Consider the following 17,023-nt stretch of genomic DNA (forward strand, 5'->3'; position numbering starts at 1 on the left):
GGCGCGCCCGCAGCACATGGATGAAATCAAGTGGCCAACAGCTGGATTTGCTCCTGGTCGGCCAGGGCGGTCATCTGGGTGACCGGATGAGCATAGCCCTCGATGAGGCGCACCGCAATGGTGTCCTCCAACTCCTTCTGAATGAGACGGCGGAGGTTCCGGGCGCCATAGGCGGCGGAGTAGGACTTCTTCACCAGGTAGTCCAGCAGGGACTCCTCCCAGGTGAAGGCAATGCCCTTCTCGGCCAGGGAACCGGCCAGCTCCCGGAGCATCAGGACAGCAATGCCCTTGAAGTTTTCTTCCGTGAGCTGGTTGAAGTAGACAATCTCGTCCACCCGGTTGATGAACTCCGGCCGCAGGAAGTCGTTGAGGGCCTTCAAAGCCCGCTCCTTGCCCTGCTCGTTGGCAGTGCGGCCGAAGCCGACGCTGCCCACCTTGGTGTTGCTGCCGGCGTTGGTGGTCATGACGATGACGGTGTTCTCAAAGTTCACCGTGCGGCCGTGGGCGTCGGTGATGCGGCCGTCGTCCAGAATCTGCAGCAGGATGTTCAGCACATCGGGGTGGGCCTTTTCAATCTCGTCGAAGAGGACCACAGAGTAAGGCTTGCGGCGGATCTTCTCCGTCAGCTGGCCCGCCTCGTCATAGCCCACATAGCCCGGGGGAGAACCAATGATGCGGGAAACGGCATGCTTCTCCATAAACTCGGACATGTCCAACCGGATAAGGGACTCGGGCGTGTCGAAGAGGTCGGAGGCCAAGCGCTTGACCAGCTCGGTCTTACCCACGCCGGTGGAGCCCACAAAGATAAAGGAGACGGGCTTGTGCTTGGGGGAGATGCCCACGCGGCCCCGGCGGATGGCGGCGGACACGGCGTGGACGGCCTCATCCTGACCCACAATGTGCTCCTTCAAGCGGTCCTCCAGCTTGGAGAGGCGCTGATACTCCTGCTCCTGAATGCGGCTGGCGGGAATGTTGGTCCAAAGCTCAATGACGTTGGCCAGGTTTTCCTCGGTGAGGACGGGATGAGCTTGCTCCTCAAGACCCTGCCGCTCTCCCTCCAGCCGCAGCTCCATGCTCTTGATGGTGGCCAGACGCTGGTAGGCCTCCTCGGTGGCGGCGGCCATCATGACCTCCCGTTCCTTGGCCAAATCGGCCAGCTCCTTGTTGATGGCGCTGATACGGGACAAGGACTGGTTGTGGAGGTTGACATTGGAGCAGGCCTCGTCGATGAGGTCGATGGCCTTGTCAGGCAGGTAGCGGTCGGTGATATACCGCTCGCTCATGGTGACGGCCAGACGGCACATCTCCGGGGAGACGGTGACCTGGTGATAGGCCTCGTAGTAGGGGGCGATACCCTCGATGATTTTCACGCTGTCCTCGATGGAGGGCTCCTCCACAATGACGGGCTGGAAGCGCCGCTCCAGGGCGGTGTCTTTCTCAATATGCTTGCGGTACTCGTTGAGGGTAGTGGCGCCAATGACCTGCAGCTCACCACGGGAGAGGGCGGGCTTGAGGATGTTGGCGGCGTTCATAGAGCCCTCAGCGTCGCCGGCGCCCACAATGTTGTGGACCTCGTCGATGACCAGGATGATGTTGCCCAGCTTTCGGATCTCCTCAATAAGACCCTTCATCCGGCTCTCAAACTGGCCCCGGAACTGGGTGCCAGCCACCAGGGAGGTGAGGTCCAGCAGATAGACCTCCTTGTCCAGCAGCTTGTAGGGCACATCGCCCTGAACAATCTTCTGGGCCAGACCCTCGGCAATGGCAGTTTTGCCCACGCCGGGCTCGCCGATGAGGCAGGGGTTATTTTTCTGACGGCGGTTGAGGATCTGTGTGACCCGCTCCAGTTCCCGGTCCCGTCCGATCAATTTGTCCAGCTTGCCCTCCTTGGCTCGCTGGGTCAGGGAGATGCAGTAGCTGTCCAGGAACTTCCGCTTGGGCTGCTTGGGGGCGCCTCCCTTGTCCGGGCGGGGCGGCGGAGTTCCATCGCCGGATCCGGGCTGCTGGGGGGCGGGAGGATTGCCGCCGAAGAGCTGGTTGAGGAAGGGGAAGGTGGCGGTGCGTCCGTCGTCCTCCTCATCGTCGCCGTCGCCCTTGGGCTGGTTCATCAGGCTTTCCAGGCCCTCGGCCCCGCCAAAGGCGGACATCATTTCCGAGGTGAGGTTATCCAGATCCTCGTCGCTGATGCCCATTTTCTTCATCATGTCGTCAATGGGCTTGATGCCCAGCTCACGGGCGCACTTGAGGCACAGACCCTCGTTTTTTGTCGTCCCGTTTTCCAGCTTGGTGATAAAGATGACCGCCACGTTTTTGCCGCAGCGGCTGCACATGGTAGGCTGCATAAGTGTTCAGGCTCCTTTCAGGAGAAGGGATTTCATTTGGTGGAGATGATACACCACAATTGTGAACGTGTCATGAATATCCCGGGGAAAATCAAGGAAGAAGTGTGAGAGGGCTGGAGGTGCAGAAGAAACGGAGCAGGTAGGTGCTCTGAATGGCCTCCTGGGGAAGGAAGCTGCCCTTCAGAAGCCAGCAGGCCACATAAATGAGCAGAGCGCCCTTGAAAAGCCCAAGAGCTCCGCCGCCCCAGCGATTGAGGGAAGACAGCACCGGAAGCTTGAACGCCAGATCCAGGGCGTGGCTCACAAAGAACCAGAGAATGAGAATCAGCACAAAGGACACCACAAAAAGCACCATCCGTGCCACTTGTCCGGCGATGTACTCGGAGATAATCATGGTTGCGTTGGCTGTGGCAGAAACCAGGCCGGCATCCACGGCGGTCTGAAGGGCACCGGCAAAGCCCCGGTAGAGAGGGGACTCCTTCAGCAGATCCAGAATCTCCTGCAGGGGCAGGTCAGCCGCAGGGGATTCCTGGGAAGAGTCCTGGCTGGAATCCAAAGCAGGCAGCTGGGAGTCGTCCGATCCAAAGACGTCGGGAGACTGCAGCTTTTCCTCCACGGCATGCTGAATGCTGGATTCGATCATAGGGCTGATGGCCTGGCTTACCGGCTGGGCCAAAACGTTGGAGACCACGGTCGCTCCGATCAGAGCCACAAAAATAGCCAAAAAGCCGCAGAAGGTGAGAATAAAGCCGGTGCGGTAGCCCCGCCACACGGCCAGAACCAGCAGCAGGGCAATGACGGCGTCAAAAATCAGATATTGCATGAGAAACCTCCTTGGATGTGCCTGGGGTAGGGTCAGCTGGGGATATACAGCCAGGCCTGCTGGCTGTCGGCCAGCAGAGCGGAGCCATTGGAAGACAGCTGGGTGTAGCGCGCCCCCTGAGTGGAGTCCAGGACGGCATATTCCCGGAAATCCGAGGTGTAAATGGTCAGTTCACTGCCGGTGAGCAGGGCGCAGTAATTGCCTGCACTGTCAAAATCCGGAATCTGTCCGGAGAGCGTCTGCTGAGCGATGACCTCGCCCTCCTGGTTGATGGTGAGGGCCTGGTTGGCGCTGCCGGCCCGGTAGCCGCCCAGAAGCAGCAGGGCAAAGCCGTCTCCGTCCAGGCTGCAGCCCTTGAGGTAGGAGCGGCCGAAGGAATAGCTGGTTACCTCCTGGCCGTCGTCGGATACCGTCATCAGGCTGCTTTCACCCAGCACCCAAAGCCGTCCGTTTTCGTAGTCCAGATCCAGCACCGTCGCTCCGTTCAGCGAGGCCTGGGCACTGGGCTCTTCCTTGTCCACGGGATAGAACAAGACCTTGCTCTGGAAGACGCCGCCCTCCTGGTCCATGGTGATGACCGCCACGGTGCGGCAATCGGGGGACAGAATGGCATCCACCACAAAAGTGGAGGAGAGACGGATTTGGATGACCTCGCTGCCGCTGGCGTTGTAGACGGTTACCACGCCCTTGTATCCGCTCTGCTGGGCGGTGACCGCCAGCCAGCCGCTGTCATTAACCCGGGCGGAGAGCAGATCGCCGCCCCCGTCCAGAGACAGGGTAAAGGCCTCCTGCCCCTCCCGGAACAGAAATAGGGACTGGCCGCCCGCATCGTAGATCACTCCGGCCCTGGAGGAGGCGGACAGCACGGGGTGGTCCATGGCCTGAACCTCCTCGGCGTAGGGATCTCCGGAGAAGGAGTAGTAGTGGGCTCCGGCGGAGGAAGCCAGGAGAATGCCGCTGTCCAGATAGGCGAAGGACAGCTTGTCGCCGCCGGCATGGGTGAAGGGGGCAGCCTGACCGGTGTCGCTGGTCTCCAGAGAGTGGTAGGTCAGCCATCGCTTGAAGGCGTCCAGGTTGAGCCGGTCCCGGTAGACCACCAGCAGCAGAGCGCCCGCCACAAGGGCGCCGGTGATCACCAGAATAAGCAGGCGGACGAAAATATTCGGTTTTTTTGGCTTTTTCGCCGGTGCTTCTCGCTTCATGGTGTCCTCACAAATCTCCTGAGTGTTACAGCACGTCCTCGTCGTACCACAGCCGGGTCATGTAGAGCCCCCCAGGAGGGACGGTGGGGCCGGCCAGGGTGCGGTTGCCCGAGTCCAGAATGGCGGGAATGTCTTCGGGGGAGAGCTTTCCCTCTCCGGCGTAGACAATGGTGCCCACCATGGCCCGGACCATGTTGTAGAGAAACCCGTTGGCGCACACCTTACACTCTATCAAATCTCCCCGGCGGGAAACGTCGAAGTAGTAGACGGTGCGCACGGTGGTCCGGGTCTCGGTGCCCACAGAGCGCACGGCCCGGAAGTCGTGGGTGCCCACAAATTGGTCCGCCGCCCGCTGGAGAATGGTCTCATCCAGATGCTTGGGGTAGAACCAGGCCCGGTCCACGTAGAAGGGGTTGCCCAGACGGGAATTGTAGATGCGGTATGTGTACTCTTTTTTGTGGCAGGAGCCGATGGCGTTGAACTCCATAGGCACCTGGGTAGCCTTGACCACCACAATGTCGTTGGGCAGGCGGGTGTTCACCGCCAGGGGAATCCGGTCGCAGGGAATGGTGGAGGTGGTGCGGAAGTTGGCCACATAGGTCTCCGCGTGCACCCCTGCGTCGGTGCGGCCCGCCCCGGTGCACTTCACCGGGTGACACACCACCGTGGACAGGGCCTTTTCCAGGGTTTCCGCCACGGAAATGGCGTTTTTCTGCACCTGCCAGCCGTGGTAGGCCGTGCCGTTATACATCAGTTTCAGGGCAATGTTGCGTTCCATTGGCATTCCTCTTACAGTCCGAAGTGGCCCAGCACACCCACCAGCACCGTAATGACCAGGAAAAAGAGCAGAACTCCGTAGTCCCGGCCCTGGTACTTCAGCTGGCGCAGACGGGTGCGTCCCTCGCCGCCGTGGTAGCAGCGGCACTCCATGGCCACCGCCAGCTCGTCGGCCCGGCGGAAGGCGGAGATAAACAGGGGCACCAGCAGGGGAATGAGGGCCTTGGCCCGCTGCATCAGATTGCCGCTTTCAAAGTCGGCGCCCCGGGCCCGCTGGGCGGACATGATCTTGTCCGTCTCCTCAATGAGGGTGGGGATGAAGCGCAGGGCGATGGACATGATCATGGACAGCTCGTGGATGGGGATATGGAGCTTTTTCAGGGGAGAGAGGAGAGACTCCAGTCCATCGGTGAGCAGAATGGGGGAGGTGGTGTAGGTGAGCAGGAAGGTGCCCGCAATGAGCATCATAATGCGCACCACCATGAAAAAGGCGTTGAATACGCCCTCCAGGGTGATGGTAAAAATCCAGAACTTCACCAGCACGTGTTCTCCCGAGGTATAAAAGAGGTTCAGGAGAGCGGTGAAGATGGCAATAAAGAGGATGGGCTTGAGGCCCCGCAGAATGGAGCGCAGAGGCACCTTGGAAATGCGGATGGCCAGGGCCAGAACGACCAGCATCATGGCGTAGGTGACGAAAAAGTCCGCCAGGAAGAGGGCGACAATATAGAGGGTCACCGCAATGAGCTTGGTGCGGGGGTCCAGACGGTGGACCAGGGAGTTTCCGGGGAAATACTGTCCCAGGGTAATGTCCTTCAGTGCCATTTACAGTTCCCCCTTTCCGAGCTTCGCCAGCAGAGCGGCTTTGGCCTGCTCAATGGTGTAAACCGAGGGGTCGATGTCCACGCCCATGGCTTTCAGCCGGTGGAACACCCGGGTCATCTGGGGTACACCCAGGCCCATGGCCTCCAGCTCCGCGCCGTGGCAGAATACCTCCCGGGGGGTGCCGTGGAAGGGAATTTTTCCGTCGTTGACCACCACAAGCCGGTCCACGGTCCGGGCCACCTCCTCCATGGAGTGGGAGACCAGAATGATGGTGGCATTGTGGGCCTGGTGGTAGTCCCGGATGTTGCCCAGAATGGACTCCACGCCCACCGGGTCCAGTCCGGCGGTGGGCTCGTCCAGAATGAGCACCTTGGGCTCCATGGCGATGACGCCTGCAATAGCTACCCGGCGCTTCTGACCGCCGGAGAGCTCAAAGGGAGACTTGTTCAGCTGGTCGTCCCGCAGGCCTACAAAGTAGGCCGCCTCGTGGACCCGCCGGTCAATCTCCTGCTCGTCCAGCCCCATGTTTTTGGGACCAAAGGCGATGTCTTTGTACACCGTCTCCTCAAAGAGCTGGTACTCCGGGTACTGGAATACCAGCCCCACCTGGAACCGGGTGCGGCGGGTGCGCTTGGGGTCGGACCAGATGTCCTCGCCTTGGAAGAGCACCTGGCCGGAGGTGGGCTTCAACAGTCCGTTGAGGTGCTGAATGAGAGTGGATTTCCCCGAACCGGTGTGGCCGATGATGCCCAGATACTCCCCCGCATAGGCGGAGAAGTTCACCTCCTGCAGCGCGCTGCGCTCAAAGGGGGTGCCGGCGGAGTAGGTGTGGGTAAGCTGTTTTGTTTCCAGAATTGCTTCCATGGAAATTCCGTCCTTATGGTAGAGTGGTACACGCCCGCAAAGGGGTCGCGCCCAGAATGAAAAGGGAGAAAATGCCGGGCAGACTTATTTGGTGCGGCTGTCCAGCAGCGTTTTCAGGGCCAGAGCGCACTCCTCATCGCTGAGGGCGTCCAGGGGGACGTCAAAGCCCTCCTGCCGCAGCTGCCAGAGAAGCTCGGTGGTGTGGGGCACCGTGAGGCCCACGGCTTTCAGGTGTTCCACCTGCTGGAATACCTCCTTGGGGGCGCCGTCGGCCACCACCTTGCCCTTGGCCATGACCACCAGCCGGTCGGCCTGGGCGGCCTCGTCCATATGGTGTGTGATGAGAACCACGGTGACGCCCCGCTCCCGGTTCAGCGTCTTGATGGTGCGCAGCACGTCCGCCCGGCCGATGGGGTCCAGCATGGCGGTGGGCTCGTCCAGCACGATGCACCGGGGCTGCATGGCGATGACGCCGGCAATGGCGATCCGCTGTTTCTGTCCGCCGGAGAGGAGATGGGGGGCGTGCTCCCGGAATTCATACATGCCCACGGCCTTCAGAGCGTCGTCCACCCGTTGGCGGATCTCCTCGGGGGGGACGCCCAGGTTCTCCGGGGCGAAGGCCACGTCCTCCTCCACCACATTGGCCACAATCTGGTTATCCGGGTTCTGGAACACCATACCCACCGTGCGGCGGATGTCCAGAAGGCGTTCCTCATCGGTGGTGCCGATGCCGTCCACATAGACCGCGCCCCCGGAGGGGAGGAGAATGGCGTTCATGTGCTTGGCCAGGGTGGACTTGCCCGAGCCGTTGTGGCCCAGCACGGCCACGAAGGAGCCCTCGGCAATGTCCAGGGTCACCCCGTCCAGCACCACGGGGGCCACACCCTCGGCGGTGGTGTAGGAGAAATGTACATCCTTGATTTCAATAATTGGCTTTGCCATAAAACCCTCCAGAATCAGGAAAAGTGGGGTTATACCCCTGGTTTGTGGAGAATGAGAAACAGGCTGGAATCATCCACCAAGGTAATCTCATAGGAGCAGCCGGACTGACGACCGATAGCTTCATATTCCTCTGGCGTTTGGGTGGTGGCTCGGAAGCCGTCCTTGCAGAAGATCACACCATCCCGAGTTTTCTCCATATCCAGCTCCCCCAACAGCCCCTTGTCTGCCTGCTCTTGAAACCAGGCCACCCGGTGCTCCCAGAACCCGGAGCTGTACGTGCTGAAAAATGCCGTGCCTCCAGGAGAAAGTACCTCCAGAATTTCGCGGACGGTATTCCCATCGGCACGCATGGCGGACAGGCCATTCTGCAGGCAGAGCACTATGTCAAAGGACTCGTCAAAGTGCATCCGGTGCACGTCCATGGCTACCATCTCCGCATTGGGGCAGCCCTTCAGATACTCGCTTCCCAGCCGGACACTGTCCGGAGAAATATCCATGCCCACAATGTGGGTGCAGTGGGGGGCAAGCTCACGCACGATCCGACCATAGCCGGCCCCCAGCTCCAGCACCCGCTCCGTTCCGTTCAGGTGCTGCCGGACAAAGTCGATTTCCGTATCCAGATACTGACGCACACGGGGGAGGGCAGTGTCATAGACCTGAAACAACTTTTGGGAATTGAGGCTTTCCGCATAATAGTTGCTCATCACAATCATCCTTTCCGCATGTCTGTGGCATGGAAAGCGTGGGTGGCAGTTGGGAAAGTGTATTTATTTAACGGGTCCAGCGCCCGGTGGCGCCGCAGGGGAGAGCCAGACCGCTCTCAGTCACCGGCAGTCCCAGCTCTTCCGACACCGTGTGGCCGCCGAAGCGCTTGGAGATGAGGGCTTCCAGAATGTAGGTGACCACGCTGGGGGCAAGGCCAGTGGTGTAGGAGTTGAGGATGATGAACAGGGGATCGTCAGAGAGCACCCCGCTCACCAGCTCCACGAAGGGATAGAGGTTCTCCTCCAGCTTCCACACCTCGCCCGTGGGGCCCCGGCCGTAGGAGGGGGGGTCCATGATGATGGCGTCATAGCGCCGGCCGCGGCGGATCTCCCGCTCCACAAACTTGGCGCAGTCGTCCACAATCCAGCGGATGGGGGCGTCCTCCAGCCCGGAGCTCTTGGCGTTCTCCCGGGCCCACTGGACCATGCCCTTGGCCGCATCCACATGGCACACGTGGGCTCCGGCGGCGGCGCAGGCCACGGTGGCTCCGCCGGTGTAGGCAAAAAGGTTGAGCACATTTACCGGCCGACCGGCCTTCTGGATCTGTTCCCGGGCGAAGTCCCAGTTGGCGGCCTGCTCGGGGAAGAGGCCGGTGTGCTTGAAGTTCATGGGCTTAATATTAAAGGTAAGGTCCTTGTAGGAGACGGTCCAGCGCTCGGGCATGGACTTGTTCTGCCACTGTCCGCCGCCGGTGGAGGAGCGGGCATACCGCCCCGCGTTTACCTTCCAGCCCCGGTGGGTCCGGGGCGTGTTCCAGATAGCCTGGGGATCGGGCCGCACCAGCAGCTGATCCCCCCAGCGCTCCAGCTTTTCGCCCCGGGAGCAGTCAATGAGCTCATAGTCTGTCCATTGATCGGATAACCACATCAGGATACACCTCACCATTTTATCATCGAAACTAAGTTAGTATATCATTTCAGCCCCATTCAGTCAATGAATTTGCCGGAACTTCCGGGGGAAAGGGGGGAAACGGGGACTGGGATAAGGATTGTATTTTTCGGCGGCCTGTGATAAAATACACGGGAAACCGACTGAAATGGACCGCCCCGCCGGGGCGGCAGAACAAATGAGGAGTCATAACGACCATGGATCATCTCTTCCGTACCGCCGCCTTTGGCGGCTTTCAGCGCCAGGACGTGCTGGCCTATTTGGAGCAGACGGCAAAGGAACAGCAGGAAAAGCAGCAGCAGCTTCAGCAGCAGCTCGCCCAGGCCCAGGAGGCCGGGGAGCGGCAGAGCAAGCAGCTCAGCGAACAGGGCGAACGGCTCAATGCCCTGGCCGGAGAAAACCAGCAGCTGCGCGCCCAGCTGGAGGAGCTGCGCCGCAATCTGTCTGCCAGCCTGACCCAGGCCAACGACGCCGGAGAGGAACTGGTCCGGGTGAAGGGAGAGCTGGAGGCGGCCCGCAGCCGCATCGCCGCCCTGGAGCCGGACGCCGCCGCCTACGCCGCTGTGAAGGAGCGCACCGCCGGGGTGGAGCTGGAGGCCCACCGCCGGGCCCAGGAGATTCAGAATGAGGCAGAGGAGAAGGCCCGCCAGCTGCGCCGTCAGATGGAGCAGTGGGTCCAGCGGGTGGAGCGGGAGTTTGACAGCCTGCGCAGCCAGGTGGAGTCCACCGTCTCCCATGCCGCCGACCAGCTGGGCAAGGCCGGGCAGTGTCTGGAGCAGGTCAATATCCTTATGGGGGAGCAGGACTCCGCCCTGGAGGCGCTGGCCCAGACCTGTGCCGAGGTGGACCCGGCCAAGGTGGCCGCACCCATGCCCATCCCGGAGAATGAGCCCTGAGCATAAGAAATGAATACGAAACGGAAAGACGCCGTCCCTATGGGGACGGCGTCTTTCCGTTGTCAAGAACCCAAACCTGGGGTGGGGGAATACCGCAAATCAGAGCACTATTTTGCCTGGGCCTGGTCCATCAGAGCGGCCAGCAGATCGTCGGCCAGCCCCTTTACCGCCTGCCGCTTGTAGGGCATAGAGGGGCGGTTGGGGATGGAGGCCTCAATTTCGGCGGAGAGGGCTGCGAAGAAGGCGGGCAGCAGATCCCGGGACAGGGGTTGTCCTTCCAGCGCCGCGGCGGAGCGGGCCAGGAAGGCCCGGCGGGCCACCGCGCCCAGAGCCAGGCGCACCTGCTCCGTCTTACCCTCCCGGAGGGTCAGGGAGACCGCCAGAGTGATTTTGGCGATGGTCACATGGGCCTGCTCGCCCAGCTTCACAAAGGCGTTGCAGTTGTCAGGACCGGGGAGGGGAAGCTCGAAGGCGGTGATGGCCTCATCCTCTGCCAGCGTCAGCTTGCCTTGGGGGGAGACCAGCTCCTCCATGGGCAGGCGGCGGACGGACTCCTTGCTGTTGAGCACCACGCCCTGGGCGCCCAGCACCAGAAGCACCGGATAGATGTCTCCGGCGGGGGAGGCGTTGCCCACGCTGCCGCCCACGGTGCCCCGGTTGCGGACCTGCTTGGAGCCCACATTGCCGCAGGCGGCGGCCAGGGCGGGAAAGTACTGCCGCACCAGGAGGTGTTCCTCCACCTGGCTGTGGGTGCAGGCGGCGCCGATGGATAAAACGTTATTGTCCAGATGAATGTCCTGAAGCTCCGGGAGGTTCACCAGGCTGATAAGCAACCGGGCATCCCAGGCGGTGTTGTTGCGCTTGGCCAGAAAATCAGTGCAGCCGGCGATGAGATGGCAGTCCGGAGCGGACATTTCACCAAGGCACTGGGCCAGCTCCGGCAGGGTGTTGGGCTGTAAAAACGTCATGCCTTGGCCACCTCCCGAAGCTGCTTGGCCGCATCCTGTACGGCGGCCAGAATCTGCACATAGCCCGAGCAGCGGCAGATGTTGCCGGACAGGGCAATGCGGATTTCCTCTTCCGTTGGGTCGGGGTTCTGCAGCAGCAGTCCCTTGGTGCTCATAATCATGCCGGGGGTGCAGAAGCCGCACTGAATGGCCACATGCTCTATAAAGGCATTTTGGATGATGTCCAGCTCGCCGTTTTCCGCCAGGCCTTCAATGGTGGTCACCCGATGGCCCTCCAGCTGTCCCGCCAGCACCAGGCAGGAATGGACGGCCTTGTCGTCCAATAAAATGGTGCAGGCGCCGCACTCCCCCTCGCCGCAGCTCTCCTTGGCGCCGGTGAGGAGAAAGTCCTCACGCAGCACGTCGATGAGCCGCTTCTGGGGCGGCAGATCCCGGCTGACCGGTCGGCCGTTTAAGGTAAAATTGACAATCATGGGTATCTCCTCTCATGCCTCGTCCCGGTGTTCCAGGGCGGACAGAATATGGGCCGGATCCAGAGGCAGCTGGGACAGCTCCAGTCCCAGCGCGTCGTTGACGGCGGCGATGAGGGCGGGGGCCACCGGGACATAGCAGGCCTCGCCGATGGACTTGGCACCGAAGGGGCCCTCCTCATCGGGTTTTTCAATAAACAGGGTGTCGATATTGGGCAGGTCGCAGGCCCGGGCCACATGGTAGCGCTGCAGATCGGCGTTGAGTGCCCGGCCGGTTTTGGGATCCAGCTTCAGCTGTTCGCAGAACACCAGGCCCATGCCCTGCTGCACGGAGCTGCCCACCTGCCCCCGGCACAGAGCGGGGTTCAGGGCCTTGCCCACATCGTGGACGGCCAGATAGTCCACCACCTTGCAAAGTCCGGTGTAGGTGTCCACCTCCACCTCTGCGAAGTGGGCGGCAGCGGGGCCGGGATTGGAGGTGGGGACGTGGGTGTGGGAGACGAACAGGGCCTCCGTGCCCTTGTCGGCCACATAGTAGGCCACCTGACTGTAGGTGCACCGGCGCTGGGGTTCGGCGGTGACAAAGAGGGTGCCGTCCTGGCTAGACAGCTCCTCCGGGGCGCAGTGGAGAAGTTCTCCGGCGTTGCGCTTGAGCTGCTCCAGCAGCAGGTTGGAGGCGTCCAGAATGGCCCGGCCCAGAACGTAGATGGAGCGGCTGGTGTAGCAGCCGTTGTCCAGGGCATTGTAGGCGGTGTCGCCCTCCGGAAGATCCACCAGATCGGGAGAGATAGACAGTACCTCGGCCACAATACTCCGGAAGACCATGACCTCGCCGCAGCCGTGGTCATGGACGTTGCAGTTGACGTGGACGGAGCCGTCCTCCTCCATCTTTACCACCACGGTGCCCCAGTCTCCCTTCCGGGGGAAGTAGCCCGAGGTGTGGGTGGCAAGGGCCATGCCGATGCCACGTACGTAGCGGCCGGAGCGGTCCTGCCCCGCCAGGCGGGCCTTCCGTTCCTCCCAGTGGAAGCGATCCCGGCCCAAAAGGAGGGCGTCCTCCAGGGGCAGATTGCCCAGGGAGAAGTTGTTGATGCGGCTGGTGGCGTAGGGGGGCAGGATGTTGCGCAGGCGAAGCTCAATGGGGTCCATTCCGAAGTGGCGGGCGGCGGCGTTCATCATGTTTTCCATGATGAGGGCAGCCTCCGGACCGCCCCAGCCCCGGTAACTGCCCGTGATGGGGGTGTTGGTGCATACGGTGGTGGCCCGGTACTCCACATTGGGGATGTTGTACACCCAGCTGAGCTTTTTGGAGATGGAGCCGGCGTAGTCCGGGGAGACGGTCTGGTAGGCACCGGCGTCCAGCCGACAGTCCAGCTGCAGACCGGTAATGGTGCGCTGGGGAGAGAATTTTACCTTGATGTGGCTGTCCAGGGGGTGCTTGAGCATGGTGCACAGCATTACCTCGGAACGGGAGAGGTGAAGCATCACCGGTCGGCCGGTCATTTTGGCGGCACAGGCGACCAAAGGCTCCAAAACCATCTCCTGCTTGCTGCCGAAAGAACCGCCCATGGGAGTTTTGATCACCCGGATATGGCTCATGGGCATGCCAAGGATGGTGGCGATGGCAGAGCGGGCGCCAAAGACAGACTGTGTGGCCGTCCAGACGGTCATGCGGTCGGAGGCGGGCTTATAGTCAGCCACGGCGCAGTGGGTCTCCATGGCGATGTGGCTCACTCGCTGGGAGGAGGTGTGGTGACAGAATTCCTCGCCCTGGGCACTGGCGTAGTCCCCGTAGCCGATGAGAGGCAGCCGGACCACTCCGTCCTTTTCGTGGATGGAGCGGGCGTCCTCGGCCAGAGCCTGCTCCGGGTCAAAAATGGGGGGCAGAGGGTCGATGTCGGCCTGAATCAGCTGGACGGCCCGCTGGGCGATCTCCGGGGATTCCGCCACAACGGCGGCAATGCGGTCGCCCACAAAGCGGACGTGGCGGGTAAAGAGAGTCTCCTGATCGGGAAGCTGTTCCGTGGCCCGCACCCGCCCCCGGTTATAGAGTACATGGGAGGTGTTCTCATAGCTGAGTACCTGAACCACACCCGGCAGGGCCAGGGCCTGACTTGCGTCCAGCTTACGAACCATACCGTGGGCCACAGGACTGAGGAACAGCTTCATGTACAGCATGCCGGGCAGGCGCAGGTCAGCGGCATAGCAGAGCTGTCCGCTGGCCTTGGCTTTGGAGTCATTGACCGGAATATCTTTTCCAATATATTGATAGTCCATTGGAATCCTCCTTATAAAACTGCACTGCGGCATGCAGAAATAAGAATGTTGCCGTTTGTAACTATTAAAGACAGAAGTTCATCAAAACAGCATCAAAACAGGATTAAGAAGGACAATGGAACGAAAAATTAGGAAATTAGAAAGAATTTGAAAAGGAAGAAGCAAAAACAGGAGAATTCCCACACCCTCCAACGGAAAACAGCGTAAAATAAAAATTTCATAATTTAGCAAGATGATTTGACGCTCTTTTGATGAGGGGAATCCATAATGGGCTTGCCTGTGAAAGAAGGAGTGAAAATGGAAAACCTAGTGAAGAAGAGGAGGTATGTGTGACAAGATAAGGTCTACAGCAAAGAGAGACTATGGTCTTCTTTTTGCGGCAAACCTAGCGCATTGATTGTTCTTAATTGGAGGGGAAATATATGAGTGATAAAACAGCAACGAAAAAAGCACCTGTCAGCTTTGGGAAAGCAGTTTTTGTTTTCGTCGCAACCTTTGCGTGTATCCTGATTGGAATTATCAAGTTTGGTACCTCTGCCCACATGCCTCTGGTGATTGCCGCCGGCGTGGCCGCCATCGTAGGTGTAACCTCCGGTTACAAGTGGAGCGAAATGGAAGAGGGCATGAGCGAGACCATCAAGGCCTCTGCCCCTGCCATCCTGATTATGCTGATTATTGGTATGGTCATCGGCACCTGGATCTTGGGCGGCGTTGTTCCTACCATGATTTATTACGGCCTGACCTGGATTTCCCCTAAGATCTTCCTGGTCACCGCCTGTCTGCTGTGTACTCTGGTATCTACCTTCACCGGCAGCTCCTGGAGCACCATGGGTACTGTCGGTGTGGCTCTGATGGGCGTGGGCGCCGGTCTGGGAATCAATCCCGGCATGACTTGCGGCGCTATCATCTCCGGCGCCTACTTCGGCGACAAGATGTCCCCCCTGTCCGACACCACTAACCTGGCCCCTGCCATGGCCGGTACCACCGTGTTTACCCACATCAAGCACATGGTGTACACCACCACTCCCTCTTACATCATCGCCATGATCATCTACGCTGTCATGGGCTTCACTGTGGTGGGCGACTCCGCTGACATGGAGACCATCGACCTCTACCTGGAGACTCTGGGTGCTAACTTCAACATCAGCCCCTGGATGCTCATTCCTCCCATCTGCGTTCTGCTGATGGTGGTCTTTAAAGTTCCTGCCATCCCCGGCCTCATCGGTGTGGCAGTGCTGGGCGGCATCTTCGCTGCCATCTTCCAGGGCGCTCACCTGTCTGAGATCCTGGCCTCCACCTACACCGGCGTCAGCATGGACACTGGCGTGGAAGCCATCAACAAGCTGCTCAACCGCGGCGGCCTGTCCAGCATGCTGGATACCATTGCTCTGATTTTGATTGCCCTGGCCTTCGCCGGCATTGTGGAGCGCACCGGTATGGTGCACAGCATCGTGGAGAAAATCCTCACCGTGGCCAAGAGCGACAAGGCTCTGATGACCACCGCCGTGTTCTCCACCCTGTTCACCAACTTCGCCACCGGTGCTCAGTATGTGGCCCTGGTGCTGCCCGGCCGTATGTTCCGGGAGAGCTTCCGGGAGCGCAACCTGCACCCCAAGAACCTGTCCCGTATCCTGGAGGACGTTGGTACCTTGTGTGCCCCCTTCTGCCCCTGGAGCACGGACGGTGCCTACATTCTCGGTACCTTGGGTGTTGCCACTGCCCAGTATGCACCCTTTATGTTCTTTGCTATGCTGAATCCCATTATGTCTCTGATCTGTATCTGGAGTGGCTGGACTATCGAGTACATTGATCCTTCCCGGAAGGACGAAGAGATCATTGCCTGATTGGCTAGTAGTTTAAAGATATCTGTGGGCAGATTCGTAGGGCTGCACGCAGTGCCAAGGAAAAATATATTGAATATTTATAAAAAGGAGTAGGACATCAATGAACAAGGTAATTTTGAACGGAACCGACCTGAAGATCGAAGATGTGGTAAACGTAGCCCGCCACGGCTATCAGGTGGAGCTGGCCCCCGAGTGCCGCGCCAAGATTGAGGAAGTCCGCAAGTACATGGAAGAGGAGTGGATGCGCGAGGACGCTCCCGCTGTGTACGGCTTCAACACCGGTCTGGGCAAGCACAAGGACTGCAAGGTGTCCATTGAGGAGAGCGACCTGCACCAGTATCGCACCGTCCTGTCCCACTGCGGCGGCGTGGGTGACCCCGCCCCCGAGGAAGTGGTGCGCGCCACCATGTGTGTGCGTCTGAACGCCTTCTGCCGCGGCGTGTCCGGTCTGCGGATCGTTGTGGTGGACCGCCTCATTGATATGCTGAACAAGGGCGTGCACCCCGTGGTTCCCTTCCAGGGCTCCGTGGGTGCCTGCGGCGACCTGGCTCCCATGGCACACATTGTCTCCGTGCTCATTGGTGTTCCCCAGGCCGAGGCCTTCTACCAGGGTGAGCGGCTGCCCGCCCAGGAGGCCCTGAAGAAGGCCGGTATGGAGCCCGAGTTCCAGCTGAAGGCCAAGGATTGCCTGGCTCTGCTGAACGGCACCACCATGTTCGCTGCCATGTCCTGCCTGTGCTTCCACGATGCTGAGCGTCTGTACAAGCTGTCCGAGCTGACCACCGCTCTGTCTCTGGAGGCTGTCCGCGGCGAGACCCGCGCCTTTGATCCCCGCATCCAGAGCGTCCGTCCCTATGAGGGCCAGATCAAGGCTGCTGCCAACGTGATGCGCCTGGTGGAGGGCAGCGAGCGCGTGACCGAGGATGCCCGCAAGGTGCACCTGGATTACGACATCATGCGCCCCCACTATCAGGAGCGCGTTCAGGACGTGTACTCTCTGCGCTGCATGCCTCAGGTTCAGGGCATCTGCCGTGAGAACCTGACCTATGTCAAGCACCTCATCGAGGTGGAGATCAACTCCGCCACCGATAACCCCCTGATCTTCCCCAAGGGCGACGGCCACTACGAGTTCCTGTCCGGCGG

The 17,023-nt window shown here is 60.6% G+C and carries 15 protein-coding genes; 3 read left to right on the top strand and 12 right to left on the bottom strand.

Annotated features, from left to right (window positions below; all coding sequences use genetic code 11):
- Positions 1-26: 26 nt before the first annotated feature.
- The 9 genes from DWX58_RS13505 to DWX58_RS13545 form a co-directional block, all read right to left on the bottom strand.
- A complete protein-coding gene (locus tag DWX58_RS13505; RefSeq protein WP_118644663.1) occupies positions 27-2,342 on the bottom strand; it encodes an ATP-dependent Clp protease ATP-binding subunit in 2,316 nt (771 codons plus the stop codon).
- A 91-nt stretch (positions 2,343-2,433) separates the two neighbouring features.
- The gene (locus tag DWX58_RS13510; RefSeq protein ID WP_118644665.1) at positions 2,434-3,165 is read right to left on the bottom strand and encodes a CvpA family protein; all 732 of its coding nucleotides are present in this window, start codon (positions 3,163-3,165) and stop codon (positions 2,434-2,436) included.
- 32 nt (positions 3,166-3,197) lie between these two features.
- Entirely contained in the window at positions 3,198-4,367 is a 1,170-nt protein-coding gene (locus DWX58_RS13515; RefSeq protein ID WP_118644667.1) for a DUF5711 family protein, read from the bottom strand.
- A 25-nt stretch (positions 4,368-4,392) separates the two neighbouring features.
- Complete coding sequence (gene truA, locus DWX58_RS13520; protein WP_118644669.1) at positions 4,393-5,145, bottom strand: tRNA pseudouridine(38-40) synthase TruA; 753 nt, start codon at positions 5,143-5,145, stop codon at positions 4,393-4,395.
- A gap of 11 nt (positions 5,146-5,156) precedes the next feature.
- Complete coding sequence (locus DWX58_RS13525; protein WP_118644671.1) at positions 5,157-5,966, bottom strand: energy-coupling factor transporter transmembrane component T; 810 nt, start codon at positions 5,964-5,966, stop codon at positions 5,157-5,159.
- The gene (locus DWX58_RS13530; protein WP_118644673.1) at positions 5,967-6,830 is read right to left on the bottom strand and encodes an energy-coupling factor transporter ATPase; all 864 of its coding nucleotides are present in this window, start codon (positions 6,828-6,830) and stop codon (positions 5,967-5,969) included. It abuts the gene before it with no gap.
- A gap of 84 nt (positions 6,831-6,914) precedes the next feature.
- On the bottom strand, positions 6,915-7,772 hold the full coding sequence (locus tag DWX58_RS13535) for an energy-coupling factor transporter ATPase (protein WP_118644675.1): 858 nt from the start codon (positions 7,770-7,772) through the stop codon (positions 6,915-6,917).
- Between the two features lie 29 nt (positions 7,773-7,801).
- Positions 7,802-8,476, bottom strand: coding sequence for a class I SAM-dependent methyltransferase (locus DWX58_RS13540; protein WP_118644677.1), 675 nt, complete (start codon positions 8,474-8,476; stop codon positions 7,802-7,804).
- Positions 8,477-8,543: 67 nt separating this feature from the next.
- Positions 8,544-9,404, bottom strand: a complete 861-nt coding sequence (locus tag DWX58_RS13545; RefSeq protein ID WP_118644679.1) for a class I SAM-dependent methyltransferase — start codon at positions 9,402-9,404, stop codon at positions 8,544-8,546.
- Between the two features lie 218 nt (positions 9,405-9,622).
- Between DWX58_RS13545 and DWX58_RS13550 the strand changes: the two genes are divergently transcribed.
- Positions 9,623-10,321, top strand: coding sequence for a hypothetical protein (locus DWX58_RS13550; protein WP_118644681.1), 699 nt, complete (start codon positions 9,623-9,625; stop codon positions 10,319-10,321).
- 107 nt (positions 10,322-10,428) lie between these two features.
- Here the strand turns inward: DWX58_RS13550 and DWX58_RS13555 are convergent, their stop codons facing one another.
- The 3 genes from DWX58_RS13555 to DWX58_RS13565 are packed head-to-tail and all read right to left on the bottom strand — an operon-like array spanning position 10,429 to position 14,036.
- On the bottom strand, positions 10,429-11,289 hold the full coding sequence (locus DWX58_RS13555; protein ID WP_118644683.1) for an FAD binding domain-containing protein: 861 nt from the start codon (positions 11,287-11,289) through the stop codon (positions 10,429-10,431).
- Entirely contained in the window at positions 11,286-11,762 is a 477-nt protein-coding gene (locus tag DWX58_RS13560; protein WP_118644685.1) for a (2Fe-2S)-binding protein, read from the bottom strand. Before DWX58_RS13560 ends, DWX58_RS13555 begins: the two co-directional genes overlap by 4 nt.
- A gap of 12 nt (positions 11,763-11,774) precedes the next feature.
- The gene (locus tag DWX58_RS13565) at positions 11,775-14,036 is read right to left on the bottom strand and encodes a molybdopterin cofactor-binding domain-containing protein (RefSeq protein ID WP_158579296.1); all 2,262 of its coding nucleotides are present in this window, start codon (positions 14,034-14,036) and stop codon (positions 11,775-11,777) included.
- A gap of 422 nt (positions 14,037-14,458) precedes the next feature.
- On the opposite strand from DWX58_RS13565, the gene nhaC reads away from it, so the two are divergent.
- Both nhaC and DWX58_RS13575 read left to right on the top strand, forming a co-directional pair.
- The gene (nhaC, locus tag DWX58_RS13570; protein WP_118644689.1) at positions 14,459-15,880 is read left to right on the top strand and encodes a Na+/H+ antiporter NhaC; all 1,422 of its coding nucleotides are present in this window, start codon (positions 14,459-14,461) and stop codon (positions 15,878-15,880) included.
- A 100-nt stretch (positions 15,881-15,980) separates the two neighbouring features.
- Positions 15,981-17,023: aromatic amino acid ammonia-lyase (locus tag DWX58_RS13575; RefSeq protein WP_147382281.1), on the top strand; the 1,043-nt coding region annotated here is incomplete at its 3' end.

It is taken from the genome of Pseudoflavonifractor sp. AF19-9AC (genome assembly GCF_003478995.1).
GTDB lineage: Bacteria > Bacillota > Clostridia > Oscillospirales > Oscillospiraceae > Lawsonibacter.

Coding starts and splice junctions, on each gene's coding strand:
- DWX58_RS13505 (WP_118644663.1), bottom strand. CDS start 2,342: ATGCAGCCTACCATGTGCAGCCGCTGCGGCAAAAACGTGGCGGTCATC.
- DWX58_RS13510 (WP_118644665.1), bottom strand. CDS start 3,165: ATGCAATATCTGATTTTTGACGCCGTCATTGCCCTGCTGCTGGTTCTG.
- DWX58_RS13515 (WP_118644667.1), bottom strand. CDS start 4,367: ATGAAGCGAGAAGCACCGGCGAAAAAGCCAAAAAAACCGAATATTTTC.
- truA (WP_118644669.1), bottom strand. CDS start 5,145: ATGGAACGCAACATTGCCCTGAAACTGATGTATAACGGCACGGCCTAC.
- DWX58_RS13525 (WP_118644671.1), bottom strand. CDS start 5,966: ATGGCACTGAAGGACATTACCCTGGGACAGTATTTCCCCGGAAACTCC.
- DWX58_RS13530 (WP_118644673.1), bottom strand. CDS start 6,830: ATGGAAGCAATTCTGGAAACAAAACAGCTTACCCACACCTACTCCGCC.
- DWX58_RS13535 (WP_118644675.1), bottom strand. CDS start 7,772: ATGGCAAAGCCAATTATTGAAATCAAGGATGTACATTTCTCCTACACC.
- DWX58_RS13540 (WP_118644677.1), bottom strand. CDS start 8,476: ATGAGCAACTATTATGCGGAAAGCCTCAATTCCCAAAAGTTGTTTCAG.
- DWX58_RS13545 (WP_118644679.1), bottom strand. CDS start 9,404: ATGTGGTTATCCGATCAATGGACAGACTATGAGCTCATTGACTGCTCC.
- DWX58_RS13550 (WP_118644681.1), top strand. CDS start 9,623: ATGGATCATCTCTTCCGTACCGCCGCCTTTGGCGGCTTTCAGCGCCAG.
- DWX58_RS13555 (WP_118644683.1), bottom strand. CDS start 11,289: ATGACGTTTTTACAGCCCAACACCCTGCCGGAGCTGGCCCAGTGCCTT.
- DWX58_RS13560 (WP_118644685.1), bottom strand. CDS start 11,762: ATGATTGTCAATTTTACCTTAAACGGCCGACCGGTCAGCCGGGATCTG.
- DWX58_RS13565 (WP_158579296.1), bottom strand. CDS start 14,036: ATGGACTATCAATATATTGGAAAAGATATTCCGGTCAATGACTCCAAA.
- nhaC (WP_118644689.1), top strand. CDS start 14,459: ATGAGTGATAAAACAGCAACGAAAAAAGCACCTGTCAGCTTTGGGAAA.